General features: G+C 46.4%; 21 protein-coding genes and 6 tRNA genes. 20 read left to right on the top strand and 7 right to left on the bottom strand.

The annotated features are described in order from the left end of the window. Window positions 1-27: 27 nt before the first annotated feature. Together M0415_RS07315 and rmf are read left to right on the top strand one after the other, a co-directional pair. Window positions 28-1,854, top strand: a complete 1,827-nt coding sequence (locus M0415_RS07315) for a DUF3466 family protein (protein ID WP_249554688.1) — start codon at window positions 28-30, stop codon at window positions 1,852-1,854. 186 nt (window positions 1,855-2,040) lie between these two features. Further along, window positions 2,041-2,217, top strand: coding sequence for a ribosome modulation factor (gene rmf / locus M0415_RS07310; protein ID WP_011071969.1), 177 nt, complete (start codon window positions 2,041-2,043; stop codon window positions 2,215-2,217). 107 nt (window positions 2,218-2,324) lie between these two features. Here rmf and fabA read toward each other — a convergent pair whose 3' ends face one another. Both fabA and M0415_RS07300 read right to left on the bottom strand, forming a co-directional pair. Next, window positions 2,325-2,840: a bifunctional 3-hydroxydecanoyl-ACP dehydratase/trans-2-decenoyl-ACP isomerase gene (gene fabA, locus M0415_RS07305; RefSeq protein ID WP_011625892.1), complete on the bottom strand. Its 516-nt coding sequence runs from the start codon at window positions 2,838-2,840 to the stop codon at window positions 2,325-2,327. A gap of 74 nt (window positions 2,841-2,914) precedes the next feature. Further along, entirely contained in the window at window positions 2,915-4,648 is a 1,734-nt protein-coding gene (locus M0415_RS07300; RefSeq protein WP_088211425.1) for an AAA family ATPase, read from the bottom strand. Between the two features lie 221 nt (window positions 4,649-4,869). Here M0415_RS07300 and M0415_RS07295 point away from each other — a divergent pair. The 9 genes from M0415_RS07295 (at window position 4,870) to M0415_RS07255 (ending at window position 10,159) form a co-directional block, all read left to right on the top strand. Further along, window positions 4,870-4,960 (top strand) — tRNA-Ser (locus M0415_RS07295). 776 nt (window positions 4,961-5,736) lie between these two features. Further along, window positions 5,737-5,827, top strand: a tRNA-Ser gene (locus M0415_RS07290). 419 nt (window positions 5,828-6,246) lie between these two features. Next, window positions 6,247-6,891: a UvrY/SirA/GacA family response regulator transcription factor gene (gene uvrY, locus M0415_RS07285; protein WP_011622328.1), complete on the top strand. Its 645-nt coding sequence runs from the start codon at window positions 6,247-6,249 to the stop codon at window positions 6,889-6,891. Window positions 6,892-7,000: 109 nt separating this feature from the next. Further along, window positions 7,001-8,830 carry an excinuclease ABC subunit UvrC gene (gene uvrC / locus M0415_RS07280; RefSeq protein WP_249554690.1) on the top strand — a complete coding sequence of 610 codons (1,830 nt, stop codon included), beginning with the start codon at window positions 7,001-7,003 and terminating at the stop codon, window positions 8,828-8,830. Window positions 8,831-8,877: 47 nt separating this feature from the next. Further along, window positions 8,878-9,426, top strand: coding sequence for a CDP-diacylglycerol--glycerol-3-phosphate 3-phosphatidyltransferase (gene pgsA, locus M0415_RS07275; RefSeq protein ID WP_088211423.1), 549 nt, complete (start codon window positions 8,878-8,880; stop codon window positions 9,424-9,426). A 210-nt stretch (window positions 9,427-9,636) separates the two neighbouring features. Then, window positions 9,637-9,712: transfer RNA gene (locus M0415_RS07270), tRNA-Gly, on the top strand. 20 nt (window positions 9,713-9,732) lie between these two features. Beyond that, window positions 9,733-9,806, top strand: a tRNA-Cys gene (locus M0415_RS07265). Window positions 9,807-9,854: 48 nt separating this feature from the next. Continuing rightward, window positions 9,855-9,941: transfer RNA gene (locus tag M0415_RS07260), tRNA-Leu, on the top strand. Window positions 9,942-10,072: 131 nt separating this feature from the next. Continuing rightward, window positions 10,073-10,159 (top strand) — tRNA-Leu (locus M0415_RS07255). Window positions 10,160-10,463: 304 nt separating this feature from the next. On the opposite strand, the gene M0415_RS07250 is transcribed toward M0415_RS07255, so the two are convergent. From M0415_RS07250 to M0415_RS07230, 5 genes are all read right to left on the bottom strand, one after another. Then, on the bottom strand, window positions 10,464-10,739 hold the full coding sequence (locus M0415_RS07250) for an HU family DNA-binding protein (RefSeq protein WP_249554692.1): 276 nt from the start codon (window positions 10,737-10,739) through the stop codon (window positions 10,464-10,466). A gap of 367 nt (window positions 10,740-11,106) precedes the next feature. Further along, window positions 11,107-12,015 carry an ABC transporter ATP-binding protein gene (locus M0415_RS07245; RefSeq protein ID WP_249554694.1) on the bottom strand — a complete coding sequence of 303 codons (909 nt, stop codon included), beginning with the start codon at window positions 12,013-12,015 and terminating at the stop codon, window positions 11,107-11,109. Further along, entirely contained in the window at window positions 12,012-12,842 is an 831-nt protein-coding gene (locus M0415_RS07240; RefSeq protein ID WP_249554695.1) for an ABC transporter permease subunit, read from the bottom strand. Before M0415_RS07240 ends, M0415_RS07245 begins: the two co-directional genes overlap by 4 nt. Before the next feature lie 87 nt (window positions 12,843-12,929). Next, window positions 12,930-13,595, bottom strand: a complete 666-nt coding sequence (locus tag M0415_RS07235; RefSeq protein WP_249554697.1) for a YceH family protein — start codon at window positions 13,593-13,595, stop codon at window positions 12,930-12,932. 166 nt (window positions 13,596-13,761) lie between these two features. After that, a complete protein-coding gene (locus tag M0415_RS07230) occupies window positions 13,762-14,601 on the bottom strand; it encodes a CvfB family protein (protein ID WP_249554699.1) in 840 nt (279 codons plus the stop codon). Window positions 14,602-15,075: 474 nt separating this feature from the next. Between M0415_RS07230 and M0415_RS07225 the strand changes: the two genes are divergently transcribed. From M0415_RS07225 to M0415_RS07185, 9 genes are all read left to right on the top strand, one after another. Beyond that, entirely contained in the window at window positions 15,076-15,228 is a 153-nt protein-coding gene (locus M0415_RS07225) for a hypothetical protein (protein WP_011071981.1), read from the top strand. Window positions 15,229-15,692: 464 nt separating this feature from the next. Continuing rightward, on the top strand, window positions 15,693-17,606 hold the full coding sequence (speA, locus tag M0415_RS07220; protein ID WP_011716660.1) for a biosynthetic arginine decarboxylase: 1,914 nt from the start codon (window positions 15,693-15,695) through the stop codon (window positions 17,604-17,606). Between the two features lie 297 nt (window positions 17,607-17,903). After that, entirely contained in the window at window positions 17,904-18,875 is a 972-nt protein-coding gene (locus M0415_RS07215) for an S-adenosylmethionine decarboxylase proenzyme (protein ID WP_249556589.1), read from the top strand. A gap of 248 nt (window positions 18,876-19,123) precedes the next feature. Further along, window positions 19,124-19,762 carry a pyridoxamine 5'-phosphate oxidase gene (pdxH, locus tag M0415_RS07210; protein ID WP_249554701.1) on the top strand — a complete coding sequence of 213 codons (639 nt, stop codon included), beginning with the start codon at window positions 19,124-19,126 and terminating at the stop codon, window positions 19,760-19,762. A 20-nt stretch (window positions 19,763-19,782) separates the two neighbouring features. Beyond that, window positions 19,783-20,235: a YaiI/YqxD family protein gene (locus M0415_RS07205; RefSeq protein WP_249554703.1), complete on the top strand. Its 453-nt coding sequence runs from the start codon at window positions 19,783-19,785 to the stop codon at window positions 20,233-20,235. Window positions 20,236-20,386: 151 nt separating this feature from the next. Continuing rightward, window positions 20,387-20,962 (top strand): YceI family protein, encoded by a 576-nt coding sequence (locus M0415_RS07200; RefSeq protein WP_249554705.1) that lies wholly within the window; start codon window positions 20,387-20,389, stop codon window positions 20,960-20,962. Window positions 20,963-21,122: 160 nt separating this feature from the next. Then, complete coding sequence (locus tag M0415_RS07195; protein ID WP_011716665.1) at window positions 21,123-21,479, top strand: DUF3802 family protein; 357 nt, start codon at window positions 21,123-21,125, stop codon at window positions 21,477-21,479. 373 nt (window positions 21,480-21,852) lie between these two features. Beyond that, window positions 21,853-22,233 carry a SpoIIAA family protein gene (locus tag M0415_RS07190; protein ID WP_249556590.1) on the top strand — a complete coding sequence of 127 codons (381 nt, stop codon included), beginning with the start codon at window positions 21,853-21,855 and terminating at the stop codon, window positions 22,231-22,233. A gap of 191 nt (window positions 22,234-22,424) precedes the next feature. Then, window positions 22,425-23,390 carry a putative ATP-dependent zinc protease gene (locus M0415_RS07185; RefSeq protein ID WP_249554707.1) on the top strand — a complete coding sequence of 322 codons (966 nt, stop codon included), beginning with the start codon at window positions 22,425-22,427 and terminating at the stop codon, window positions 23,388-23,390. The last annotated feature ends 25 nt before the right edge of the window (window positions 23,391-23,415 follow it).

Here is a 23,415-nt window from a genome sequence, read left to right as displayed (position 1 = left end):
CCAATAATAAAAATGGGAATAGAATTAATGAAGTCAAAGTTGGATAAAGCCCTCTCCTTGGTTGCCTTAGGTGTCCTTGGCGTATTACACAGTGCCCATGCCGCACCCGTATATGAAATTGTTAATCTTGATAATTATGATCTGCAAGGTACGCTCGAAGGCACACGAAACGGTTATGCCTTGGGCGTGAATGCCAACGATGAGTTAGTCGGTATCGCTAAAGGTAAGAAAAAACTCAGTACTTCTGATGTGGAAGGTGGGGTTATCGACGTTGAAGATGGTATTGCCCCTGAGGAAACCATTACTTACTCCATTACAGAAGCTATTGTTGCCAATAACTTTGCTTTTGTTGCTGCGCAAAATGCTGCCGCTGGTGCATGGTTACCGACCTTTGACAGTGTCAATGGTACTACGCCACCCAGTGATACTTCGGTAGTTAACTCTGTTGATACCTTTTACTACGGCATCAATGATGCTGGCGTGAAAGTCGGCAGTATGACCGCACCTGAAAAGAAAACGGAAAACACCGCAACTACAGATGATACGACCGATTACTGGTATTACCGTGATTATGAGTATCGCGGTGTAGCCAAAGTAGGCGATAGTGAAATCCCGTTACTGCCACCTTACACTCAGTACGTGAAGGATGATAAAACGGTTGAGTTAGGCGGTTGGTCGGCGGCGACGGCGGTTAACAACAATAATTTGGTTGTTGGTTATGCCAGTACCGATATAAGCAAATACGGTGGAGATCGCGTAGCCTACTGTTTAGGCACAGATAATACGTTACCGTTAGATGTGTGTATTCAACGCGAGCAATACCCTAATACTCAAGGTACGCGCAATATTCAGTACCAAACCCGTGCTTATGTATGGCAACTGGACAATGGCGTAGCAACGGGTACCGCTTTACCTTTAGGGTTAACCCCTGCCAGTGACAATACACTGACCTTTACCGCCCAAGCGTTGGGTGTTAACAATGACGGTGTGGTCGCCGGACGCTCGCACGTTTACCGTAACGGTAATACCGATAGATTACGTCAGGACGCAGCCTATTGGAGCAAAGATGCTGAGGGTAACTATCAATACCATTGGATCCCGATGGGTGATTCTATTTCAAGCTCCATCGCCTACGATGTGAATGACAGCGGTATTCTTGTTGGTAGCTATCGTAGTTATATCCAAGGATATTTACGTGATAAGTTCTTCTACTTTGATACCAATACACCTGAAGTGGCTTATGTTACGCCAAATGACTTTGCATCAACTACCACGGACCTATCTAGCAAACCCAAAGATATCAATAATAAAGGTCAAGTTGTTGGTTATATTGAAACCACCTATGATAAGGAAAAACCACGTCCTAAGGCGGGCTTCCTGTATGAGAAATCTACTGGGGAGTTCAGTAACCTCAATAACTTGCTGACCTGTGAATCCAAGGGTTTTGAAAAAGGCTCTGATGGTAATTGGACTCGCCATCAGGTCGAAGTGCAGGATGGCACTGGTAAGGTGCTAAGCTACAACAGCGATATTCTGGTTGTTGAAGCCGCAAGCATTAATGAAGATGGCACTATCGTAGGTACTGCCTTTATTCGTAAACCTTCCTATCAGTTTGACTCGGATGGTAATGTTATTGTGGGTGAGAATGGTTTGCCGCTATTTGAACTCAGTGGTAATGGTGACCCAGTCACAGCTTATATTCCGCGTATGGTTGTATTAAAACCGACCACTAATGGTGAAGCTTGTACAGTGGATGAAAGCACTGACACAGGCAATTACGAACGTAAAGGTGCCGCTTCTCTTGCTTGGTTACTTGCGTTACCTTTAGTCTGGTTACGTCGCCGCACTCGCTAATTTTTCAGCTTGAATTCAGACTCAAAAAATCGAGGCAAAATGCCTCGATTTTTTTAATCATGATCTCAATAGTTTAATAAATAGTCGATAAAATGGACGATTTTTTGATTGATCTCGAGGCTGAAAAGCACTATCTCTATGGATGAAGCTGTTGCTTCTATTTCACGTAGAACAGAGGACGCTTGCATGAAAAGACAAAAACGAGATCGTTTAGACAGAGCTTTTTCCAAAGGATTCCAGGCTGGTATTGGGGGCCGCTCTAAAGAGCTTTGTCCTTATGCAAATCTTGATTCGCGGTCACAGTGGTTAGGTGGTTGGCGTGAAGGTGTGGATGGCCGAGTTAATGGGCTATTTAATAAATAACGAGTGTTTCTCGTGGATTAAATAGCCCAGAACAGACAGAGTAATGCAGCATAATTGCCCTCAGATGAGGGCATTTTTGTATCGAGTCGTGTAGGGTACAGCAGCGATTAGAAGGTCGAAGTGTCGCTAAATACGCCAACTTTTAAATCGGTCGCGCTATAGATTTGACGACCATCCACTTCAAGGATGGCATCGGCAATACCCATGACTAACTTGCGATGAATAGTACGCTTGATATTTAGCTTGTAAGTCACTTTTTTCGCGCCGGGTAATACTTGTCCGGTAAATTTCACTTCACCTACGCCCAGCGCGCGGCCTTTACCCTCGGCGCCTTCCCAACCGAGGTAAAAACCCACTAATTGCCACATGGCGTCTAAGCCTAAACAGCCTGGCATCACTGGGTCGCTAATAAAGTGACAGCCAAAGAACCATAGGTCTGGATTAATATCGAGTTCAGCAACAATTTCACCTTTGCCAAATTCACCGCCGTTATCGTTAATAGTAATGATCCGGTCGATCATCAACATATTATCGACGGGTAAACGAGGCGAGTTTGGACCAAATAAATTCCCATGGCCACAGGCGATGAGTTCTTCTTTATTGAAACTGTTTGCTTTATTCATTGTTTTACTACTCCAGCAATAAGAGCCGCCAAGATTAGCGAACACGTGTAAGCTAAACAACTCCGATCAGCTAATTAATGGCGAAATAATCCCAGTTTTGCGAGTAACCTCGTCATTAAGCTAATCTCCTCTTCGCCATTTCCTGCCAACTTATCTAGCCGTTCTTGCACTAGGCCGTATAAGGAGTCTTCTGGGAAGTCATTATCTTCATTGGCCACCCCCGCGGGCATCTGCATCAGCAGCTCCACCGCTTCGTCCATATGCTCAATCGCATAGATATGGAATTGTCCTTTGCCTACAGCTGTTATCACTTTTGGGGCAAGGTTAAGCTGCAGAACGTTCGACTTCGGCATAATCACGCCCTGTTCGCCAGTTAAGCCGCGACGCTCACACAGATTAAAGAAGCCTTCAATTTTCTCATTAATGCCGCCAATGGCTTGCACATTACCGAATTGATCCAAGGCGCCGGTAATCGCGAGTGACTGGATAATCGGTTGCTCGGCAATCGCCGACATCAAACAGCAATATTCGGCGAGCGAGGCGCTATCGCCATCGATCTCTTGATAGGACTGCTCGAATACGATGTTGGCATTAAGGTGCAACGGTGCATCGCGACCAAAGATACGATACAAACAGGCAGAAAGGATCATCATGCCTTTGGCGTGGATATTGCCACCCAGCTCGGACTTTCTTTCAATGTCAGCCACTTCGCCATCACCATAATGCACGGTTGCGGTGATCCGCGCGGGTTCGCCGTAACTATGGTCAATCGCATCGATCACAGTCAGGCCATTAATCTGTCCTACCATAGCGCCTTCAGTTGGCAGATTTATGAAATTGTCATCAAAACTTTGCCCCGAAAATTCCTCAGAGCTGTTATGACGGTAGTTGGCTTGCTCGAGCGCGTGTTCAATACTGGCGGCATTGATAGAGGCTTTGCCGCGATAAACCTTAGCCTGAGCCATTAATTGGGCAAAATCGAGCATTGAGAGGCTTAAACGGCGTTGATGTTCGGTCAACCTCGCGCTGTGCCTAAACAGCGGCGCAAGGCTTGATTGCTCTAAACCAACTTCAACGCTCTGAGCCACGGCTTGTAACCAACTGGCATATTGCACTTCTTTAAAGCGCGTCAGATCGAGTTCACTCGCCAGCTCTGCCAGCAAACTAAAGTGGCGCTGAAATTGCCAGTCTTCTGAGCGGACTTGGCTATAGATTAAGCCTGCACCAATAAGAATGATTTTACAATTTAGCGGAATAGGGCTGAGGTGACTGCTTATCTGATACGATTTTTGCGTCAGAATTTGCATGACCAGATCCCATAGGCCTTCGCGTTTCCACAGCGATTCGGCGCAGATAAACACATAGTGGCACTGGGCGAGTGCACCGGGTTGATATTTGCTGCCATTTGCCGATTGCACCATGCGACCGAGAAGATCGGCACGGCGGATATTGCCACTCAGGTAACGGTAACTGACATTTTTCTCGGCAATGGCGCCTTGATTATCGAGCGGCGCTTCATACTGCCATTGGAACTGAATGGCTTTTTCTACAGGCCGAGCCGCCACTAAATAAGCACTGGATAAGGGCTCGACAGTTTCCATTAGGGCTTGCATGATTAATTGTCGGTCGATGCCCGGAAAATCGGCGAGGTAGAGCTGTTGATCGGCAATGGCGTTATGTAACTTAAAGGCATCCAATACACGTTCTTGCCCTAAAAGCAGGGCTTTTAACCCTGTGGCCGATTGCGGCAGGGTAGGAAGGTTAAATTCAGGCGCGAGTGAGGATGATGGTATTAAGAGTGAATTCATATAAGCATTTACCATAAAAAGTTACCGCGATTTTACCATACCAAGACGGCAAGTCTCTTACTGTATAGGTGTTTTTGCGTTGGTTTACTCAGATATTGCTGAAAATTTGTTGGCAATTTGCCTGAAAAAACATCTTGGTGAGCATAAGATGAGCATTTGACACAATATTGAAAAATTGCTGTTTACAAGCACCGATGATGCTTATATTATTTGCGCCATTCGGAGGGGTGGCAGAGTGGTTTAATGCACCGGTCTTGAAAACCGGCGTGGGTTTATAGCCCACCCAGGGTTCAAATCCCTGCTCCTCCGCCATATTTTACGGAAAAGCCATCAGCAATGATGGCTTTTTTGTTTGTGCAATTTGAACCCGGCTTCCTCATGCTAAGTGCAGTTCCTACGCAATATTCCACGTAAATCCATCAGTGGTAATGGCTATTTTGTTTATGAAATTTGGCCCTAGGGTTCTTCGTTCTAAGCGCAGGGTTTCCGCCATATTTGTTAGAAAGGCCGCTAAGTCATTAGCGGCCTTTTTACATTCAATTCCACACAAGCTTCCTGTTCTGTATTTAATATTGCATCTGAGCAGAGTCAGCTCTACACGCTCAGTTATGCTTGGCTGAAAAAATTCGCATAGGTGCAATCGTACTTCCTTGGCTCATATGGGGCCGCATTCGCTTCAGTCCCCGCATTGTCTTAAGTGAACTTATATTTGCCTTGAGGGTTTATATCTAACTTCTAAGCCATTTATGAGTGCAGGTACCTGCATTGCAAATTTATCTTCACATGCCTTTAGCGCGCTTTGATTTGAGTGACTTTTTATCGAGTCTTTATTTCGACTATATAAAGTGGCTACTTTAAGGTGCTGTCGAGTTAAAGAAGTTAATGGGGGCGAGTGTATTGAGCGCAGCGTGTTTGGCTTGAGTGACCATAAGCGCCACCTTAATTTAGGGATAACACGGCTTTTGATTGAAAATTAGGCGTCATTCGATGGTTTTATCGACGACTGAGTGTCAAGTCGCCAATCAATTCAATTAATAATAAATTTAGGTTTACAACCAGAGGGGAGATAGCTATTATCTCGCTCGTTCGGAGGGGTGGCAGAGTGGTTTAATGCACCGGTCTTGAAAACCGGCGTGGGTTTATAGCCCACCCAGGGTTCAAATCCCTGCTCCTCCGCCATATTCTACGGAAAAGCCATCAGCAATGATGGCTTTTTTGTTTTTGGCATTTCGGAAGTTGAACCCTAGGTTCCTTATCCTAAGCGCTGCTTCTCTATCTAATGCAATCCAAAGACCGCTAAACAATTCGCGGTCTTTTGCATTTTAACCTTCCATTCTATTATGTTTAAAACTTGCGGCGTTGAGCACACTCTTGGTTATTTGCCGTGAATACCGAAACCAGCCGCGCCTTAAGTGCAGAATTTAAACTGGGTTAATGAGTCCGTTGTTCCTTTAAATATCATCTAGTTAACAATATTCATTTTATGCTTTGCGAAATGCCATTGTTGGGCTAAATTACCCTGATAACCTATATTCCGGTTGCGGTATTCTGATTTGACTACACTGTGTTAGTCGACATTGGTTAAAGGTGGATAAAAGTTGATATCGATATATTTAGTTGACGACCATGAGCTTGTAAGAACTGGGATCCGCCGCATCTTAGAAGATGAACGTGGGATCAAAGTCGTGGGAGAAGCACCTGATGGCGAAACCGCGGTACAGTGGGCGAGACAAAATGAAGCCGATGTCATCTTAATGGACATGAATATGCCTGGGATGGGGGGGCTTGAAGCCACGCGTAAAATTTTACGTTATCAGCCCCATGCCAAGATTATTGTGTTAACTGTGCATACTGAAGATCCTTTTCCCAGCAAAGTGATGCAGGCGGGCGCGTCCGGTTATTTAACCAAAGGGGCGACACCTCCCGAAGTACTGCAAGCGATACGTCAGGTTTCCCGTGGTCAGCGTTATTTATCTCCAGAAATTGCCCAACAAATGGCATTGAGCCAATTCAATCCCGCCGATGAGAATCCGTTTAAAGCCTTGTCCGAGCGTGAGCTGCAAATTATGTTGATGATCACCAATGGTGAAAAGGTCAACGATATTTCTGAGCAGCTCAACTTAAGCCCCAAAACCGTTAACAGCTACCGTTATCGCTTGTTTGCGAAGCTTGGGATCAGTGGTGATGTGGAGCTGACTCGTTTAGCGATCCGTTATAAAATGCTGGACGCTGGCCATTTCTAGTGGCCGCTTGTGTCAATGGTTCTAGCATTAATTAAGTGTTAGCTGTGAGTGTGAAGACGATTTATCAAGTTGTGTTGAAGACAGTGAGTCAAAGAGTGGGTGTATAACGATGTCGACAGGTTTTAACGCCCAGAGTTTTTTACGCTCGGTCTCATCCTCTGCTGGGGTTTATCGCATGTATGACGTCAAAGGTGACGTCATCTATGTGGGTAAAGCCAAAGATCTTAAAAAGCGCTTATCCTCCTATTTCCGTAAAAACCTTGGAAATGTGAAAACCCAAGCGCTGGTGTCCCATATCCATCATATCGATGTGACGCTGACCCACAGCGAGACCGATGCGCTGCTGCTTGAGAATGACTATATCAAGCAGTATATGCCCAAATACAATGTGTTACTGCGGGACGATAAGTCATACCCTTATATTTTCTTGAGCCAACACGAGCATCCACGCCTCGCATACCATCGCGGGCCGCAGCGGGAGAAGGGCTATTACTTTGGGCCTTATCCAAATGGCGGCGCGGTGCGTGAAAGTTTGCACTTGATGCAAAAGCTGTTTCCTATCCGCCAGTGTGATGATCTCTATTATAAATCCCGCACTCGTCCTTGCCTGCAGTACCAGTTATCCCGTTGCAGTGCACCTTGTGTCGGTAAGGTCAGTAATGCGGAGTATGACGAGCAGGTTAAACTGGCGAGTCTGTTCTTAAAGGGAAAAGACAAGCAAGTTATCAGTGAGCTCGTGGCTAGGATGGAAGAGGCCGCCGAGCAGCAAGCCTATGAGCAAGCCGCGCGCTTTCGCGATCAAATTATGGCGCTACGCCGCGTGGCCGAGCAGCAAGAAGTCTCGGGCAATACCGGGGATATGGATGTTATCGGCGTGCACTACGCTTCGGGCATCGCGTGTTTTCATCTATTATTTATCCGCGAAGGTAAAATTTTTGGTAGCCGCAGCTATTATCCAACGGTGCCCGCGCAAACGGATATAGAAGAAGTCTTACGTTCCTTCCTATTACAGTTTTACTTAAATGCCGATATTCAACGCACAATTCCTAAGGAAGTGGTGATAAGCCACCACTTTGAAGAATTGCATGAGTTAGAGGCGGCCGTCTCTGAGGCGTTAAACAAAAAGTTCAGCATTAAAACCAATGTGCGCGCCGACAGGGCAAGCTTTTTGCGCCTTGCGCTGACCAATGCCACCAATGCGGTGATGACGCGTTTGTCCCATAAAAACACCGTTGAACAGCGTTTTGTCTTGCTGGAGGAAATCCTCGAGCTTAATGCGCCAATACAGCGGATGGAGTGTTTCGATATCAGCCATACCATGGGGGAGAGCACGGTAGCCTCCTGCGTGGTGTTTAACCGCGAGGGGCCACATAAAGCCGAATACCGCCGTTACAATATCGAAGGCATTACGCCCGGCGATGATTATGCCGCGATGAAACAAGCCATTAGTCGCCGATTTGATAAAATCGATGCCAGCGGCAAAATTCCTGACATCTTATTTATCGACGGTGGCTTGGGCCAGCTGCGTATCGCGCAGCAAATAGTGGATGAGAAATTCGTCAATTTAGATAAAGCGCCGCAATTGATTGGGGTGGCAAAGGGGGAGAGCCGTAAACCCGGGCTAGAAACCTTAATCTTTGGCGACACTGAAACGAGCTTTTCCCTTGAAGATGACTCGCCAGCGCTGCACCTTATTCAACATATTCGCGATGAGTCCCACCGCTTTGCGATTACTGGCCATCGTAATCGTCGCCAGAAAACCCGTAACACTTCGACGCTCGAGTCGATTCCTGGGATTGGTCCTAAACGGCGCAAGGCGTTATTGCAACATCTTGGTGGTTTACAGGAAGTGAAGGGCGCGAGTGTGGCCGAGTTAGCGAAAGTACCCGGTATTAGCATAGAAATGGCACAAACCATTCATGATGCATTGCGAGGGTGATAAATTTAAGGCAAGATTGGCGCTGCTTTTGACTAACTGGTTTGATCATGCCGTTTAACTTACCTATAGCATTAACCCTTTTTAGGCTTTTTTTACTGCCCATCTTCGTGGTGCTCTTTTATCTGCCGTACAGTTGGACTCCCTTCGTGGCTGCATTTGTGTTTTGGCTTGCCGCCATTACCGATGCCTTGGATGGCTATGCCGCCCGTAAACTCAAGCAACTCACGCGTTTTGGGGCTTTTCTCGATCCCGTTGCCGATAAACTAATGGTGATCACCGCGCTGGTGTTGCTGGTGGATCAATATGCCGATATTTGGTTAACCTTGCCGGCACTGTTTATGATTGGTCGCGAAATTGTGATTTCAGCCCTGCGTGAATGGATGGCTGAATTAGGTAAGCGCGGGACAGTTGCGGTTTCTTGGATCGGTAAATATAAAACGGCGGCGCAGATGGTGGCGATTATTGGCCTGATCTGGCAATACAACCCACTCATGATCACCGCGGCATTTGTGCTGTTATATATCGCTGCCGTGTTAACCTTCTGGTCAATGATGAGCTACATTTTAGCCGCCTGGAAAGATTTAACGGCCGAATAGCACAATAAAAGATCAAAGAGATTATTTAGTGCGCAAGCAGTAAGTTATCGATAAAACAGCGGTTGACACTGCATGGTAAATAGGTAGAATGCCTCCCTGTAGACGAGAGACGAAGTGAAAACAAAATCTTAACTCTACGAGATGCAACATAAGCTCAGTTGGTAAGGTGGATACGATGCCTTGTTTTTTGAGTAAGTGTGAAATCGAAATGCGACATTAGCTCAGTTGGTAGAGCGATACCTTGCCAAGGTATAGGTCATCGGTTCGAACCCGATATGTCGCTCCAATCTTAATGATTGGAAAGATGGCGCGATGGCAGAATGGCTATGCTGCGGATTGCAAATCCGTCGATCTCGGTTCGACTCCGGGTCGCGCCTCCATAATTAAGATATTAATGACACGATTCCCGTCGTTAATATAAAGAGTTTGCCCGAGTGGTGGAATCGGTAGACACAAGGGATTTAAAATCCCTCGCTGGTAACAGCGTGCCAGTTCAAGTCTGGCCTCGGGTACCATTATTATAATGGTGACAGCTTAAAGCGAGCTGAAGCGTTAAACTTCGTTGCTTATATTTTTGAAATATAAGTAAAATAACGAAGCAAAGAGTTAACAATATCAATAGCTGTGCTTACGATATTCAGAGTTTGCCCGAGTGGTGGAATCGGTAGACACAAGGGATTTAAAATCCCTCGCTGGTAACAGCGTGCCAGTTCAAGTCTGGCCTCGGGTACCATTATTCTTAGTGAATAGTAAATAAGCCTCGACATCAGTCGAGGCTTTTTTGCATTCACAGCATTGATATTTTCGTTTTGTTTTACAGCGACTTTTTATCTTCTCATCTATAGCCTCTGGTGCTCTGTCAGCCACTTTTATTACAGGCTCTAGTCTGACCTTGTAATCTTCTTATTTCTGCGCTCTGAACTTGATAGTGTCAAACTCAGCAGGAGCATCTTCCTCCTTGCCAAAGTAATATCGTTAACCTTGACCCATAAAAAAGCCCCGTGGTTTTCACGAGGCAATTTTACACATCCACAATACTATTCATTTATCGCTTGTTTTAGCGCTGTCGACGCCTTAAAGCTTGGCTGATTAAAGCCTGCAATCTCCATCGTCTCGCCAGTTTGTGGGTTCCGACCCGATTTAGGTAAATGATAACGTAATTCAAAGGTGCCGAATTGCGGCAGGAAGACTTTCTCACCTTCGCTTAAGGCGATATGGATCTGTTGCAGGATTTGTTCGACAACAGGTTTAGTGCTGGCCTGGGACTGTTCAAGCGAAGTGGCGATACGTTGGATAAGTTGTGCTTTGTTCATTGAAACCTCTGAATTCAGCGAAAGAGCAGGAAGGGGGAGTTATAACAAGCTCGGGATCAGATTGAAAGCCTAGCTTTACCAAAGCGGCTTAACTGCTGCTTTATTGGTTAGTGGTGGCAAGCTTTTCTTGTGAAGCGGAAATACTCTTCATATAAACAGCGTTAGTGCCTTAAGTTGCCCTGTGGCGTTTAGCGCTAAGGTGGACGTGAAACAATAAAGCGTTTTAACACTGATAGTTACGACTATTCCATCTTTGATAGGGTGTAAGCAAATGGCTTGCTTTCGCTGTGTATGAACAACACAGTGTCTACTAAGCGCCCTTGCGGGCGCTGTAAGAGTTAGGGTTAAACGTAGGATTATCGCGGGCTTAAGAAAATAACGTTTCTTCCAACGTGCGTCCTTTCAGCAGCATCTTATATTGCCAATGCTGCTGCTTAAATAGCGCGAGTAGGGCGGTTTCAAACTCATAATGGCGATTTGCCGTATCATCCAATTGGATCACAAATACATGAGTTTGTTTTGAGGTGATATTCACTACACCGGCTATTTGACTGACGGCTTGGATCAGCGCTTCACTGTCGCAGCTTTCCATCGTGAGGGTGAGATAATCACTACCGCTATTGGATGAGCGCATCGAAATCGATTGGCCCAACTCACCTTTATCTAGATACAACACTTGGTCACAGAGCTTTTCGAGCTCGTCCAAGTTATGTGAGCTGATCACAAAGGTGATACTGGGCGAAAGCGTTCTGACGAGCTCACGGATTTTCTTGGCATTGGCGGGATCGAGTCCTGCGGTGGGTTCATCTAGTAATACCAGCTTAGGCGAGCCGATTAAGGCTTGAGCAATCGCCACACGTTTACTCATCCCATGGCTTAGACTCGGTGGCTTTTGCTGCGCCACCTCGGCTAAGTCAACTAAATTCAGTACTCGCAGGGCTTCTTGATTTGCCTGCTTGCTATCCATCCCTTGAAGACGCGCAAAGAAGCTTAACTGGCTGATAATGGTTAAATTGGGATCGAGCGTTGCATCCTGTGGTAGGGCGGCAATTTGGCCTAATAATGCTGGACTATTGGGCACTTCTCCCAGAATACGCACTGTGCCAGCGCTAGGGGTGAGGTAACCGCAGAGCAGGCTAAACAGTGTGGTTTTACCTGCACCGTTAGGGCCTACCAAGGCGATGGGCGCTCCCGCTTCGAGGGTTAAGTTAACGTTATTGAGCGCTTTTTTACTGCCATAGTGTTTGGACAGCCCTTGGCATTGAATGAGGATCATAGTTGACTCCTTTGGATATAAACGCGGCCAAGGAAGAGGGCGAATGCGGTTTGTAATAGGGGAATAGGTGCGTAGGCAAAGCTATTGAGCCCATTGGTGTTGACCATGTTCGACAGTTGAGCGCCCGGTAAGATCCATTGTAAACCTTCAAATAGGCTGGATTGATTACCCAAGATCAATAGTGCAATTGAGACGACCGTCCACAAGATGGTGGCGAGCACCATGGCCTGTCTTGCCGTGTTAGCATAGAGGGACAATAGGGTCATGACCGCGGTAAAGGGTAAAATCACGATAAGCAAGTTGACGCCAACCAAGGCCCCCGACGTGAATGCAGGTAATAACAACCCGATATCGCGAGTGAGTGCCAGCGCAATGGTGGCGAGGATGGTCAATAAGATCAGGAGGCCTTGGATCAATATTTGCCCCAAGAAGCGGCCGAAGAGTAGGCTGTCTTTGCTGGTTCTTAGGGTATAGAAGCGCAATGTGCCGCGGGTTTTGTCTGAGGAAAACTGATCGGCGGCAATCAAAATACTGAACATGGGAAACAGATACAGCGCAAAGCACCAGAAGATAGCCATTTCCGCCACGGGCCAGTCAAACAGTACATTGAGTGCTTGGTTGCCTAAGAGACCGTCGATCAAATCTTTGATATTGGGCTGCATCAATAGGGTCGAAGCGCCTTGGATGGGGTAGAGCAATAGTATGCCCCACACTAATGCAAAGGCGATCAGGGCGATAATCCCGCGAAGGTTAAATAGAAATTTTCGACATTCAAAGCCAGCGATCAAAAGCATGTTGTTGAATGTACTGGGAGCGTTCGGTGTCATTCGCTGTCTCGTCAGTGAGTGAGCGGACAAACTTTCACGTTAGTCATCATTAAGAGCGACCATTCGCGAAAGTCGTCCGCAGCGCGGTTAGGATAAAGAAGCGATAAGCGAGTCTAACTTATCTTTAAGTTCAGCCACTTGCTCTTCAAGCTGCGTGACTCTTGCTTCCAGTTGTTGTCTATCCTGCTCGTTTAACGGGTGTGCATCTGTATTGGTGGCACTGGTGAATGACGCGGCGCTAATTTGCTCAGCACCTTGGGAGAATAACTCAGTGTAACGGCATTCACGCTTACCCGGCTCCCGTGGCAGTTGAGCTAGCACGGGGTTATCTCGCTCCATCAGTTGCTTAATGCAGGCTTCCACTTCGAGCACATCTTTAAAGTCATGCAGCCTGTTGCTGCGGGTACGCAATTCGCCCGGCGTTTGTGGGCCGCGAAGCAGCAGCAAACAGACAATGGCTACCGCCGCGCTGGAAAGTTGTAACTCGCTAAATTCGGTGTTGCAGAATCTGTGCTTATATTTGACTACTCGGCTACCAAAGCCGGATTGCTCGCTGATTAAGCGCTTTTTATTCAACGAATCGAGGGCATCTTGAACCTGCGCCTCACTTAAGTCCAATACGGGATCGCGGCTGGTTTTTTGATTACAGGCGAGGGTTAGGGCATTGAGTGAAAGCGGGTATTGCTCTGGGGTGGTGACTTCTTTTTCAAGTAGGCAACCGATAACTCTGGCTTCGTGTAACGTGAGTTCCATATAAGCTCCAAAGAAAAAAGCATGGCTTTGTTATAACAGAGCCATGCTTAATATCCTAGCGCTTGTCGGTAAACTGAGGTTTAAGGCAAACTATTTGTACAAATAAACCACGAACATGGGGGCAAGAGAGTGCTAAGTCCCGTATTCGGTTGACTATTCTGCCTGATCAGTCTGCTTCAGTCAGGCGTAAGCCATCATCGTCGATACTTAATTTGCCCGCTTTAAACAGGCCGCCGATGCTCTTCTTGAAGGCTTTTTTACTCATGCCGAGTTGCTCGTAAATCACTTCGGCATCGGTTTTATCGGTCAGCGGTAAGAAGCCACCCGCTTGCTTGAGTTTTACTAAGATAATGTGCGCGTGCTTATCGAGCTCTTGCTTACTGCCTTGCTGCAAGACCAGATCGATTTTGCCATCGCGGCGCACTTGTTTGATAAAACCTTTAACCCTTTGGCCAAAACGCAGCTTTTGGAACACTTCATTTTGGTAAATCACGCCCCAATGGGCATGGTTAATAATGGCTTTGTAGCCTAAATCTGTGGTGCCACCGATATATAAGTCAACCTGTTGACCCACTTCGTAGTGAGCTGGGGTTTTATCGAGGAACTTATCAATTTTAGATGAGGCGACAATACGTTCATCCGCGCGGTTAACGTGCACATAAACGAGGTAGGAGCGGCCTTCTTCGATGGGTTTATGCTGCTCGCCAAAGGGCAGCAGCAGATCTTTATCTAATCCCCAGTCTAAAAATGCCCCGTAGGGACCCGTTGCCACGGCTTTTAGATAGGCAAACTCACCGACTTGCGCAAGCGGTTTGCGCGTTGTGGCAATGACGATATCTTCAGAGTCCAGATATAAAAATACCTCTAGCCAGTCACCGACTTGGCAATCTTTTGGGGTGGCTTTGTTGGGCAGTAACACTTGGCCAAATTCGTGGGCATTTAAATACACACCGAAGCTGACTTGTTTTACCACCTCAAGTTTGCAGGTTTTTCCTATCTGTACCATGTAGCTCTCTATCTATAGATGTCATTCGGCGGTGATTATAACCGCTTTATCCGTAAACGGCAGCTTCCAGTTCGGCTTTTAGGTTTCCACTTTAGGATTAATGGCTTAATAGCCGTTAAAAATCATGTCGCCGCTGCGATTGTTAGCCATTTATTCTGCAAGCCTATTAAAAAATATTGAACGTATTAAAAGTAGGATTATTCTCTAAGTTATTAATTTATGGAAATTAACCCTACGCTAGGCAGTCATCTCTGTTAATGAGGTGTTTGTTATATTTTAATGAAAAATATTAAATGAGATTCTTGCTTGCAATCTGTGACATTGCGCGGTTTAATTGCGCCGTTTAACGACTTCGCTCGTTACAGACATGACAAATATTACGTGAGTTGTAATGGTTTTATGGTTCACAGGTCATTAACCGTGTAACGTACAATTTATAATGGTTACATGGGGTTAAGAGGAATTGTTTAGCTAATGCACAAGCATCCATTTTTTGCTCTTTGCCTAAAAGCATCACAATGTCAGCGCTCAATCGTTGTGCCCTATGACGATACCAGCCTTAAACATCTCACGTTAATCCGTATCAATTCTGGCCGCGAAGAAGCCAACAGTCCCCTGTTACAATAATCTTGCCTGTTATTAGGTGCGCTCGGTCTTGCCTAGCCGCTTAATATGTAATGTTGTTCCTTTAGTGTTACCTGTTGTTGTAGACATGCTTAAAACCCCTTGTTAGTGAATTTTGGGTCTTGAGCTGTGATGCGACGCCTAACGTTAGGGTTTTGGGTGTTTTTTAACCTCAAAGCGCGCTAAGGTTAATGCCATTGGTGAGAAACTTTGGCGATAAAGGGTGATATGAATGCCGTCTCCTACTATCGCCAAAGTAATCAGAATCTGGGGTCTACCCCGGCTGCGTTAAGGAAAAACGCATCAATGTCACCTAAGCTGGGTTGATTTTGCTGCATTAAATAGGGTGAGTTCATCCTAATTGTATGTCAGGTAAATATTTGTTTTACCTGGGTTTGTCGAACGGGCGGTCGTGCAAGAATGCAGTGGCCGTTTAACCCATTTTTTTATAGACGGGCTAAATAAAAATGAATGATTGGTCTATTGATGCTGCTCGTGCTGGGTACAACGTTACCCACTGGAGCCAAGGGTTTTATGGGATCAGCGACCAAGGTGAGGTGACAGTGTCGCCGGATCCTAAGAATCCTGATCACAAGATTGGCTTAAATGAGCTAGCAAAAGACATGGTTAAAGCAGGGGTCGCTTTACCTGTATTAGTTCGTTTCCCGCAAATTCTGCACCACAGAGTGAACAGTTTGTGCCAAGCATTCGACCAAGCGATACAAAAATATGAGTATCAGGCGGACTATTTGCTGGTTTACCCCATTAAAGTAAACCAACAAAAAACTGTGGTAGAAGAGATCCTTGCGAGCCAAGCATCAAAAGAAGTTCCACAATTAGGCCTAGAAGCTGGCAGTAAGCCAGAATTAATGGCCGTGTTGGCCATGGCGCAAAAAGCCAGTTCAGTGATCGTTTGTAATGGTTACAAAGATAACGAATACATTCGTTTAGCCTTAATTGGTGAAAAGTTAGGCCATAAGGTCTACATCGTTTTAGAAAAACTGTCTGAGTTGAAGATGGTGCTGGCCGAGTCTAAGCGTCTAGGTGTGAAACCTCGCTTAGGTCTACGTGCTCGCCTTGCATTCCAAGGTAAAGGCAAGTGGCAAGCCAGTGGCGGTGAAAAATCGAAATTCGGTTTATCAGCAGCGCAAATTCTTACCGTGGTTGATCAGTTAAAACAAGAGGATATGTTAGATTCTCTGCAGTTACTGCACTTCCACTTAGGCTCGCAAATCGCCAACATCCGCGATATTCGTCAAGGTGTGAGCGAAGCGGCGCGTTTCTACTGTGAATTACGTGAGTTAGGCGCCAGCATTAACTGCTTCGACGTCGGCGGTGGTTTAGCGGTGGATTACGACGGCACCCGTAGCCAAAGTAACAACTCAATGAACTATGGCTTAAGCGAATACGCGAACAACATCGTCAACGTGCTTACCGATATCTGTAATGAATACGAGCAACCTATGCCACGTATTATTTCAGAATCTGGCCGTCACTTAACGGCGCACCATGCTGTGTTGATCACCGATGTGATTGGTACTGAAGCTTATCAAGTCGAAGAAATTCAGCCGCCTGCGGAAGAGTCGCCACAGCTGCTGCATAACATGTGGCAATCTTGGACCGAGATCAGCGGCCGCGCCGATCAACGTGCTTTGATTGAGATTTACCACGATAGCCAAAGTGACCTGCAAGAAGCACAATCGCTGTTTGCCTTGGGCCAATTAAGCTTGGCAGAACGTGCCTGGGCTGAGCAGGCTAACCTGCGTGTATGCCACGAAGTGCAAGGTTTGTTAAGCACCAAAAACCGTTACCACAGACCGATTATCGATGAGTTGAACGAAAAGTTAGCCGATAAGTTCTTCGTTAACTTCTCATTATTCCAATCGTTACCGGATGCTTGGGGTATCGATCAGGTGTTCCCTGTGCTGCCTCTGTCAGGTTTAGACAAGGCGCCAGAGCGCCGCGCCGTGATGCTGGACATCACCTGTGACTCTGACGGTATTGTTGACCAATACGTAGACGGTCAAGGGATTGAAACCACACTGCCAGTACCGGCTTGGAGCGCTGAAAGTCCTTATCTGATGGGCTTCTTTATGGTCGGCGCCTATCAAGAGATCTTAGGTGATATGCACAACCTGTTTGGTGATACTAACTCTGCGGTGGTCAGCATCGAAGAGAACGGTATGACCAACATTGAGTCGGTTCTTGCCGGTGATACGGTTGCTGACGTACTGCGTTATGTTAACTTAGATGCCGTTGACTTTATGCGTACTTACGAAGAGTTAGTGAATCAGCACATTGCCGAAGAAGAACGCGCCCAGATTTTAGAAGAACTGCAAGTGGGCCTAAAAGGTTACACTTATTTAGAAGATTTTTCTTAATATTGAGTGTGTTAAAAAAGTCAGCCTAGGGACACTTAGGCTGACTTTTGTTTTTTATAGCCTATTGTTTTTGCTAGCGAGTTATAAGCGTGAGTGCTTTGTAAGGCTGGAATCTTGTAAAAGCAAGCTCGGTGGTTTTATTGCGGCGTCAGTCGTGTAAAAATAACCGCGCGAAATTGATGGGGTACCAGTCTTAAAATGCGTGCGTTCACTTAATTCAGCGTTGCCAGTGAAGCATGAATGACTGCAATACCAATAGATGCCCAAACACAGGGATAAGATGAGGCGAACGGCTTGATGTTTTTTGAAGGCGCGGAAAAAAAGCTTGAGATCAGACTCACTCCCAAGATGGTGTCACTACGCCAACTAGAATACGGCTTTTGGTCAACCTTAGTGGCCTGCGCCAATGCGGAAATCCTGTCCACAATCAGTAATCCTGCCTGCGATGCCTATCTGCTGAGTGAATCCAGTCTGTTCGTCTGGGATGATAAAATTCTGCTGCTCACCTGCGGTAATAGCACCTTAGTAGATGCGGCCTGCCATTTTATCAACGCCTTAGGTGTGGAGCACATCGCCGAGCTCTGTTATCAGCGCAAGAATGAATACCAAGCCCAGCGACAAAGCACCAGTTTTGCGGATGATATCGCGAAATTGCGGCCCCTGATCCCTGGCAAAGCCTTTCGTGTGGGCCATTTAGACTCACATCACCACTATCTGTTTTGTACTGACAATCTGTTTTGCTCTGACGGTCTGTTTAGCACTGACAAGCAAACTGTATCCTCAACCGAGACTTGCCTTGAATTGATGATGTACCACATCCGTGGCGAACTTGCCGATTATCTCAAGCTGCCGACACAAACTGAGCTGGGGATTTATCAGCGGCTTGGATTTCAGCAACTTTTCGGCGATTTTCAGTTCGATATGCACTGTTTTCAGCCTGCTGGGTTTTCGCTGAATGCGATACGTGGGACAGACTATGTTACCTTGCATATCACGCCATCTCTAGGGCAAGGGGAGCATTCCTATGTGAGCTTCGAGTCTAATCTCGATTTAGCGACTTACCCCCAGCCCGTCGTGGCGCGGCTAGTGGATTTATTCTCTCCAATCAGTTGGGATTTGATTAGTTTTAATCAACCTATCCTTACCGCGGGATTCCCAGAGCATCTGTGTCTTGGCCAAGCCGTGGTCACCACAGCATCTGGAGGGGAGATCACCTTTAGTCATTACCAACAGCTTAAAACCCAAGTGTTACAGCCCGAGTTTATGTAGTGGCATACCTTGGTGAGTTTTGCCTGCGTTGCTTTAGTTCATCTTAGTACTATCTCAGTACTCTCAGTACTATCTCAGTACCTTGCTTAAGCGCTGGATTATCAATTAAAAAGCTAAGGTTTACTGCCTTGGCTTTTTTATTGATGGCTTAATAACAGAGCAGCGAATTGCGAGTAAGGCATGGTAAACTTGCTTTATCAGCGGATTGCACCGATGGCAATCATTGTGCGCTTGTAAAAGGAAACCCTATGACAGATCTCAGTGATATTCGCCGCGAATACACCAAAGGCGGCTTAAGACGCGCCGATTTACCTCAAAATCCCATGCAGCTATTCGAGTTATGGATGACGCAAGCTCGCGATGCGCAGCTCAGCGATCCCACTGCGATGTGTGTTGCCACAGTCGATGAGCATGGTCAGCCCTACCAGCGGATCGTGCTATTAAAGCGCTTCGATGACACGGGATTTGTGTTCTTCACTAATCTAGGCAGTCGTAAGGCGCAGCAGATCGCAATCAACAATAAAGTGAGTTTGCATTTCCCTTGGCATCCGATTGAACGCCAAGTATCGATTCTCGGTGAGGCGCAGCCACTCTCTACCGCCGAAGTACTGAAATACTTTATGACCCGTCCCAAGGATAGCCAGATTGCCGCTTGGGTGTCACAGCAGTCGAGTAAACTGAGCGCGCGACAAGTACTCGAAGGTAAGTTCTTTGAGATGAAAGCCAAATTTGCCAAGGGCGATGTGCCATTACCAAGTTTTTGGGGCGGCTACTTGGTTAAACCCTCGAGTATCGAGTTTTGGCAGGGCGGGGAGCACAGACTGCACGATCGCTTCCTCTACACTCGCCAAGCGAATGCATGGGTCATTGACCGTTTAGCACCTTAATGGTCTTTAGGAGCGTAAGCGTGGGACAGTATAAGATTTGGGTCGATGCCGATGCCTGCCCAAACCCGATTAAAGAGATTTTATTTCGCGCGGCTGAGCGTAAATCACTGCCATTAGTGTTGGTGGCGAACCAAATATTGCGGGTGCCGCCATCACCCTATATCAGTCAAGTGCGTGTCGGCTCAGGCTTTGATGTGGCAGATCAATACATTGTCGACCATGTTGAGCCCACGCATTTAGTGATCACCGCCGATATCCCGTTAGCGGCGCAAGTGATTGAAAAGGGTGCGCTAGCGCTCAATCCCCGCGGCAAACTCTACACCACTGACAATATTCGCCAAAAACTGACGATGCGCGATTTTATGGAAGATTTACGTTCATCGGGCGTGCACACCGGTGGCCCAGATGCGTTATCGGCGGCGGATAAACAGACTTTTGCCAATAGTTTAGATAAGTGGCTGGTGCGAGTTTAACGATAGTTAACTGGTCGCTAATTAAGAAAAAGAGTATCTTTAGCGAGACTTAGGTGATCTTTGTCACAGATTGTCTGAGTGATTTGGCGGTTACGCGCGTGTTATCGGGTAACTGTCTTGCCTTTAAACTCACTGATTGAGGATAGATACAATGAAAAAATGGATAGGAATCGCGGCATTATCGACGCTGGTTAGTTTTAGTTGTGCGGCCCAGTGGCAAGTGATAGAGCAGGATTCTCGGGTCAGTTTTGTATCGGTAAAAAAGGGTGATATCGCTGAAGTTCACCACTTTAAGCAACTCAATGGTGTACTTAAAGATAATGGTCAATTTGAATTAACCATTCCACTGATGAGCGTGGCGACAGGTATCGAAGTGCGCGATGAGCGTATGCAAAACCTGTTGTTTGAAGTGTCCTTGTATCCCGATTTGAAATTAAGCTCGCAGGTGGATACCAAGATGCTGAAAGATCTTGCCGTGGGTGAGTCTAAGGTTACTGACATCGATGGGAAAATTTCCCTCCATGGCAAGCAACAAACGAAAACTTTTTCGGTAATTTTAACCAAAGTATCTGATAATAAACTGATGGTTAGCAGTTTTCAGCCGATAATAGTCAATGCTAACGAATTCGATTTGGTCTCGGGTGTGGATAAATTGCGTGATATCGCGGGTTTATCTAGTATTAGCCAAGCCGTTCCTGTGTCGTTTGTACTAACCTTAACAAAGTAACAGCGATAAGATTGGCTTAGATCAATACGTCAGCTCTCCAGTTCGAGATATGGTTAGTGAGTGGCTGACGTGTAAATCTTTATATCGACCACTTTATAGGTGGGTTTTGTTTTTTCAGTGTCGCCTTTGGCGATAGATTTTGGTGTGTGAAGGGTAAAAAATGGTCACAGATAAAGACGGTTACATGCATTTGATCCAGTATTTGACTGAGCATCTTGGCTTGTTCGAAACGCCTGATACCCAAAATGTGTCCGATGATACTGTGATGGAGTTGTTCGAAGAGCAATTATCCGCACAGATTATTATGGTTTGTGGCCAAAATCCTTCCCTCTCTTTTGCCGAACGCAACACCATTATCCGTGAGGTCGATGCGATTGTGTACGATCTTGAGGAAATCTTAGCCTCAGTGGCAAATCATAGAGCCACGCCAGAGCAGACGCTTTTTATCACTGAGTTTTCAGGCCTTATCAAGAATCTATTCGATCAAGAAATCGCGAAAATCCAAGTCCATGTGTAATACCTTCGCCTAAGCTTAACCTTAGGATTAACCTTGTTACTTGGGTTAGTCCTATCTATTCGTTAGTTATCCCCATCATTACTTGATATCGAGCTTATTGCATAGGCTTAGTGAATTTTTGAGTGTCGCCAGTCGATGCTTCGCTCAGGTCTTAAAGGCGCGAAGTTAATGGAGCTTCACCTAACGTGCATAGTGTTATGCTCGTGCGTAACCTTTGCAAATCATACCATTTCACTTCGTATAACACCCGCTATCGCATCAGGTTCCCCCAAGTTTGAGTAAAATAATTCCCACTTTTCAAGCATCTTCATTTACAGGGTATATCTTTACTCTATAGCCGTATTTTCTAGTGCGCTGTAAAGGGAGATGCATGATGCTAACCATACGTCCAAGCTATGCCGAAGATATGCTGACCATAGTGGTGTCGGGCAAAGTCACCCATGAAGATATCGAAGCCTTACTGCTGCCCGCAATTGAGGCTAAGTTGCAGGATCATGCAAGCCTTCGCTTATGGTACGAGTTCAGCCCAGACTTTATTGGCATAACCGTAGGTGCACTCTGGGATGATGCTTTACTCAGTGTGTTTCATTTTAGTGATTTCTCGCGGGTGGTGATGATTGCGGACATGCAAAGCCTTGGTGCAATGGTCAATACACTGGCTTTTATGTTGCCCTGTCCGGTGAAGGTTTTTAGCGAACATGAGCGCGCGCTAGCGAAGGCTTGGTTAGACGAAGCGAAAGTGGCAGAGGTGTAACGGCTGTAACCATAGTGTGTTAACTTGTGACTATTCCTTATTTATTCATTGGCTTAAATGCTGTATTTGCCCCCAGCTTAGTGTTTTTCGGCTCTTTTCCTGTGCTTTTGTGCTATCACTAGCCCCAACATCGACCAAGGTGATGGGGACTCAATGTGGCTGACCCGTCATCGTTCAGATAAGGAGTGAGGATGTTACAACATCAAAGTGTCGGTCGCGGCACCACATTATTGCTAGGCGCCATTTTCGTAAGCTTGAGTCTTGTAGGTTGCGACAAAGTCAGCGAAGAGGCGCAAACGACAGCTAAGAGCGTGGTATCTTCTGACGCTAAGGCGATAATTGGTCAGTCGGAGAAGATGCGCCTCATCGCCGCACAACTGGATTTTCAGGCAAGAATTGATACGGGCGCGGCGAACACCTCCTTGCATGCCATCGATCTGCAAGTTGAAGGCGGTGCATCCGACAAGATGCAGGACAACATAGGTAAAACACTACACTTTACCACCGAAAATGAGGCGGGCGAGCAGCGGCGCTTAGCGGCGAAAATCCTAAAGACCACCACAGTGAATAACGCCCAAGGCAGTGAAGTGCGCTATCTGGTGGAGTTAGATATTGGTTTTGAGGGCCAGCATCGTCTGGTTGCCGTTAACCTACGTGACCGAAGCCATATGGATTACAAATTACTGATCGGCCGTAATTGGTTAGCGGGACGTTATGTTGTCGATGTGGCCGAGAAACGTCTGATTGGCCCGACGGCTTTTATCAATGTGAAAGAGGCGGAATTGACCTTTAAAACACGCATCGATACCGGCGCGGTTGAAAATTCCCTGCATGCGATTGATCTCAAGATTGACGATGAAGATCCTACCAATATGGATAACAACATCGGTAAGTGGCTCAATTTCACCACCGAAAATGAGCGTGGTGAGGAAAAGCGGTTAAGGGCACGGATTGTCGATACCTCGCTTATCCGTAACGCGCAGGGGAGTGAAGTACGTTATATGGTCGAATTGACCTTAGGTGAGCCGGGATTGGAGTATCCCGTCAAAGTGAATCTTAAGGACCGCAGTCAGATGTCCAATAAACTCTTGATTGGACGTAACTGGCTACAGGGCCATTATCTGGTGGATGTGACCCTCGATAAGTCGAGCGATTAGTTTCTCTCAATCGGTTTGCCTATAG

The sequence above is a fragment of the Shewanella sp. 10B genome (assembly GCF_023475885.1).
Classification (GTDB): Bacteria; Pseudomonadota; Gammaproteobacteria; order Enterobacterales; family Shewanellaceae; genus Shewanella; species Shewanella mangrovisoli.
Note: the sequence above shows the minus strand (reverse complement) of the source record. Positions and strands in the feature narration are given on the sequence as shown.

Coding starts and splice junctions, on each gene's coding strand:
- M0415_RS07315 (WP_249554688.1), top strand. CDS start 28: ATGAAGTCAAAGTTGGATAAAGCCCTCTCCTTGGTTGCCTTAGGTGTC.
- rmf (WP_011071969.1), top strand. CDS start 2,041: ATGAAAAGACAAAAACGAGATCGTTTAGACAGAGCTTTTTCCAAAGGA.
- fabA (WP_011625892.1), bottom strand. CDS start 2,840: ATGAATAAAGCAAACAGTTTCAATAAAGAAGAACTCATCGCCTGTGGC.
- M0415_RS07300 (WP_088211425.1), bottom strand. CDS start 4,648: ATGAATTCACTCTTAATACCATCATCCTCACTCGCGCCTGAATTTAAC.
- uvrC (WP_249554690.1), top strand. CDS start 7,001: ATGTCGACAGGTTTTAACGCCCAGAGTTTTTTACGCTCGGTCTCATCC.
- pgsA (WP_088211423.1), top strand. CDS start 8,878: ATGCCGTTTAACTTACCTATAGCATTAACCCTTTTTAGGCTTTTTTTA.
- M0415_RS07250 (WP_249554692.1), bottom strand. CDS start 10,739: ATGAACAAAGCACAACTTATCCAACGTATCGCCACTTCGCTTGAACAG.
- M0415_RS07245 (WP_249554694.1), bottom strand. CDS start 12,015: ATGATCCTCATTCAATGCCAAGGGCTGTCCAAACACTATGGCAGTAAA.
- M0415_RS07240 (WP_249554695.1), bottom strand. CDS start 12,842: ATGACACCGAACGCTCCCAGTACATTCAACAACATGCTTTTGATCGCT.
- M0415_RS07235 (WP_249554697.1), bottom strand. CDS start 13,595: ATGGAACTCACGTTACACGAAGCCAGAGTTATCGGTTGCCTACTTGAA.
- M0415_RS07230 (WP_249554699.1), bottom strand. CDS start 14,601: ATGGTACAGATAGGAAAAACCTGCAAACTTGAGGTGGTAAAACAAGTC.
- M0415_RS07225 (WP_011071981.1), top strand. CDS start 15,076: ATGCACAAGCATCCATTTTTTGCTCTTTGCCTAAAAGCATCACAATGT.
- speA (WP_011716660.1), top strand. CDS start 15,693: ATGAATGATTGGTCTATTGATGCTGCTCGTGCTGGGTACAACGTTACC.
- M0415_RS07215 (WP_249556589.1), top strand. CDS start 17,904: ATGTTTTTTGAAGGCGCGGAAAAAAAGCTTGAGATCAGACTCACTCCC.
- pdxH (WP_249554701.1), top strand. CDS start 19,124: ATGACAGATCTCAGTGATATTCGCCGCGAATACACCAAAGGCGGCTTA.
- M0415_RS07200 (WP_249554705.1), top strand. CDS start 20,387: ATGAAAAAATGGATAGGAATCGCGGCATTATCGACGCTGGTTAGTTTT.
- M0415_RS07195 (WP_011716665.1), top strand. CDS start 21,123: ATGGTCACAGATAAAGACGGTTACATGCATTTGATCCAGTATTTGACT.
- M0415_RS07190 (WP_249556590.1), top strand. CDS start 21,853: ATGCTAACCATACGTCCAAGCTATGCCGAAGATATGCTGACCATAGTG.
- M0415_RS07185 (WP_249554707.1), top strand. CDS start 22,425: ATGTTACAACATCAAAGTGTCGGTCGCGGCACCACATTATTGCTAGGC.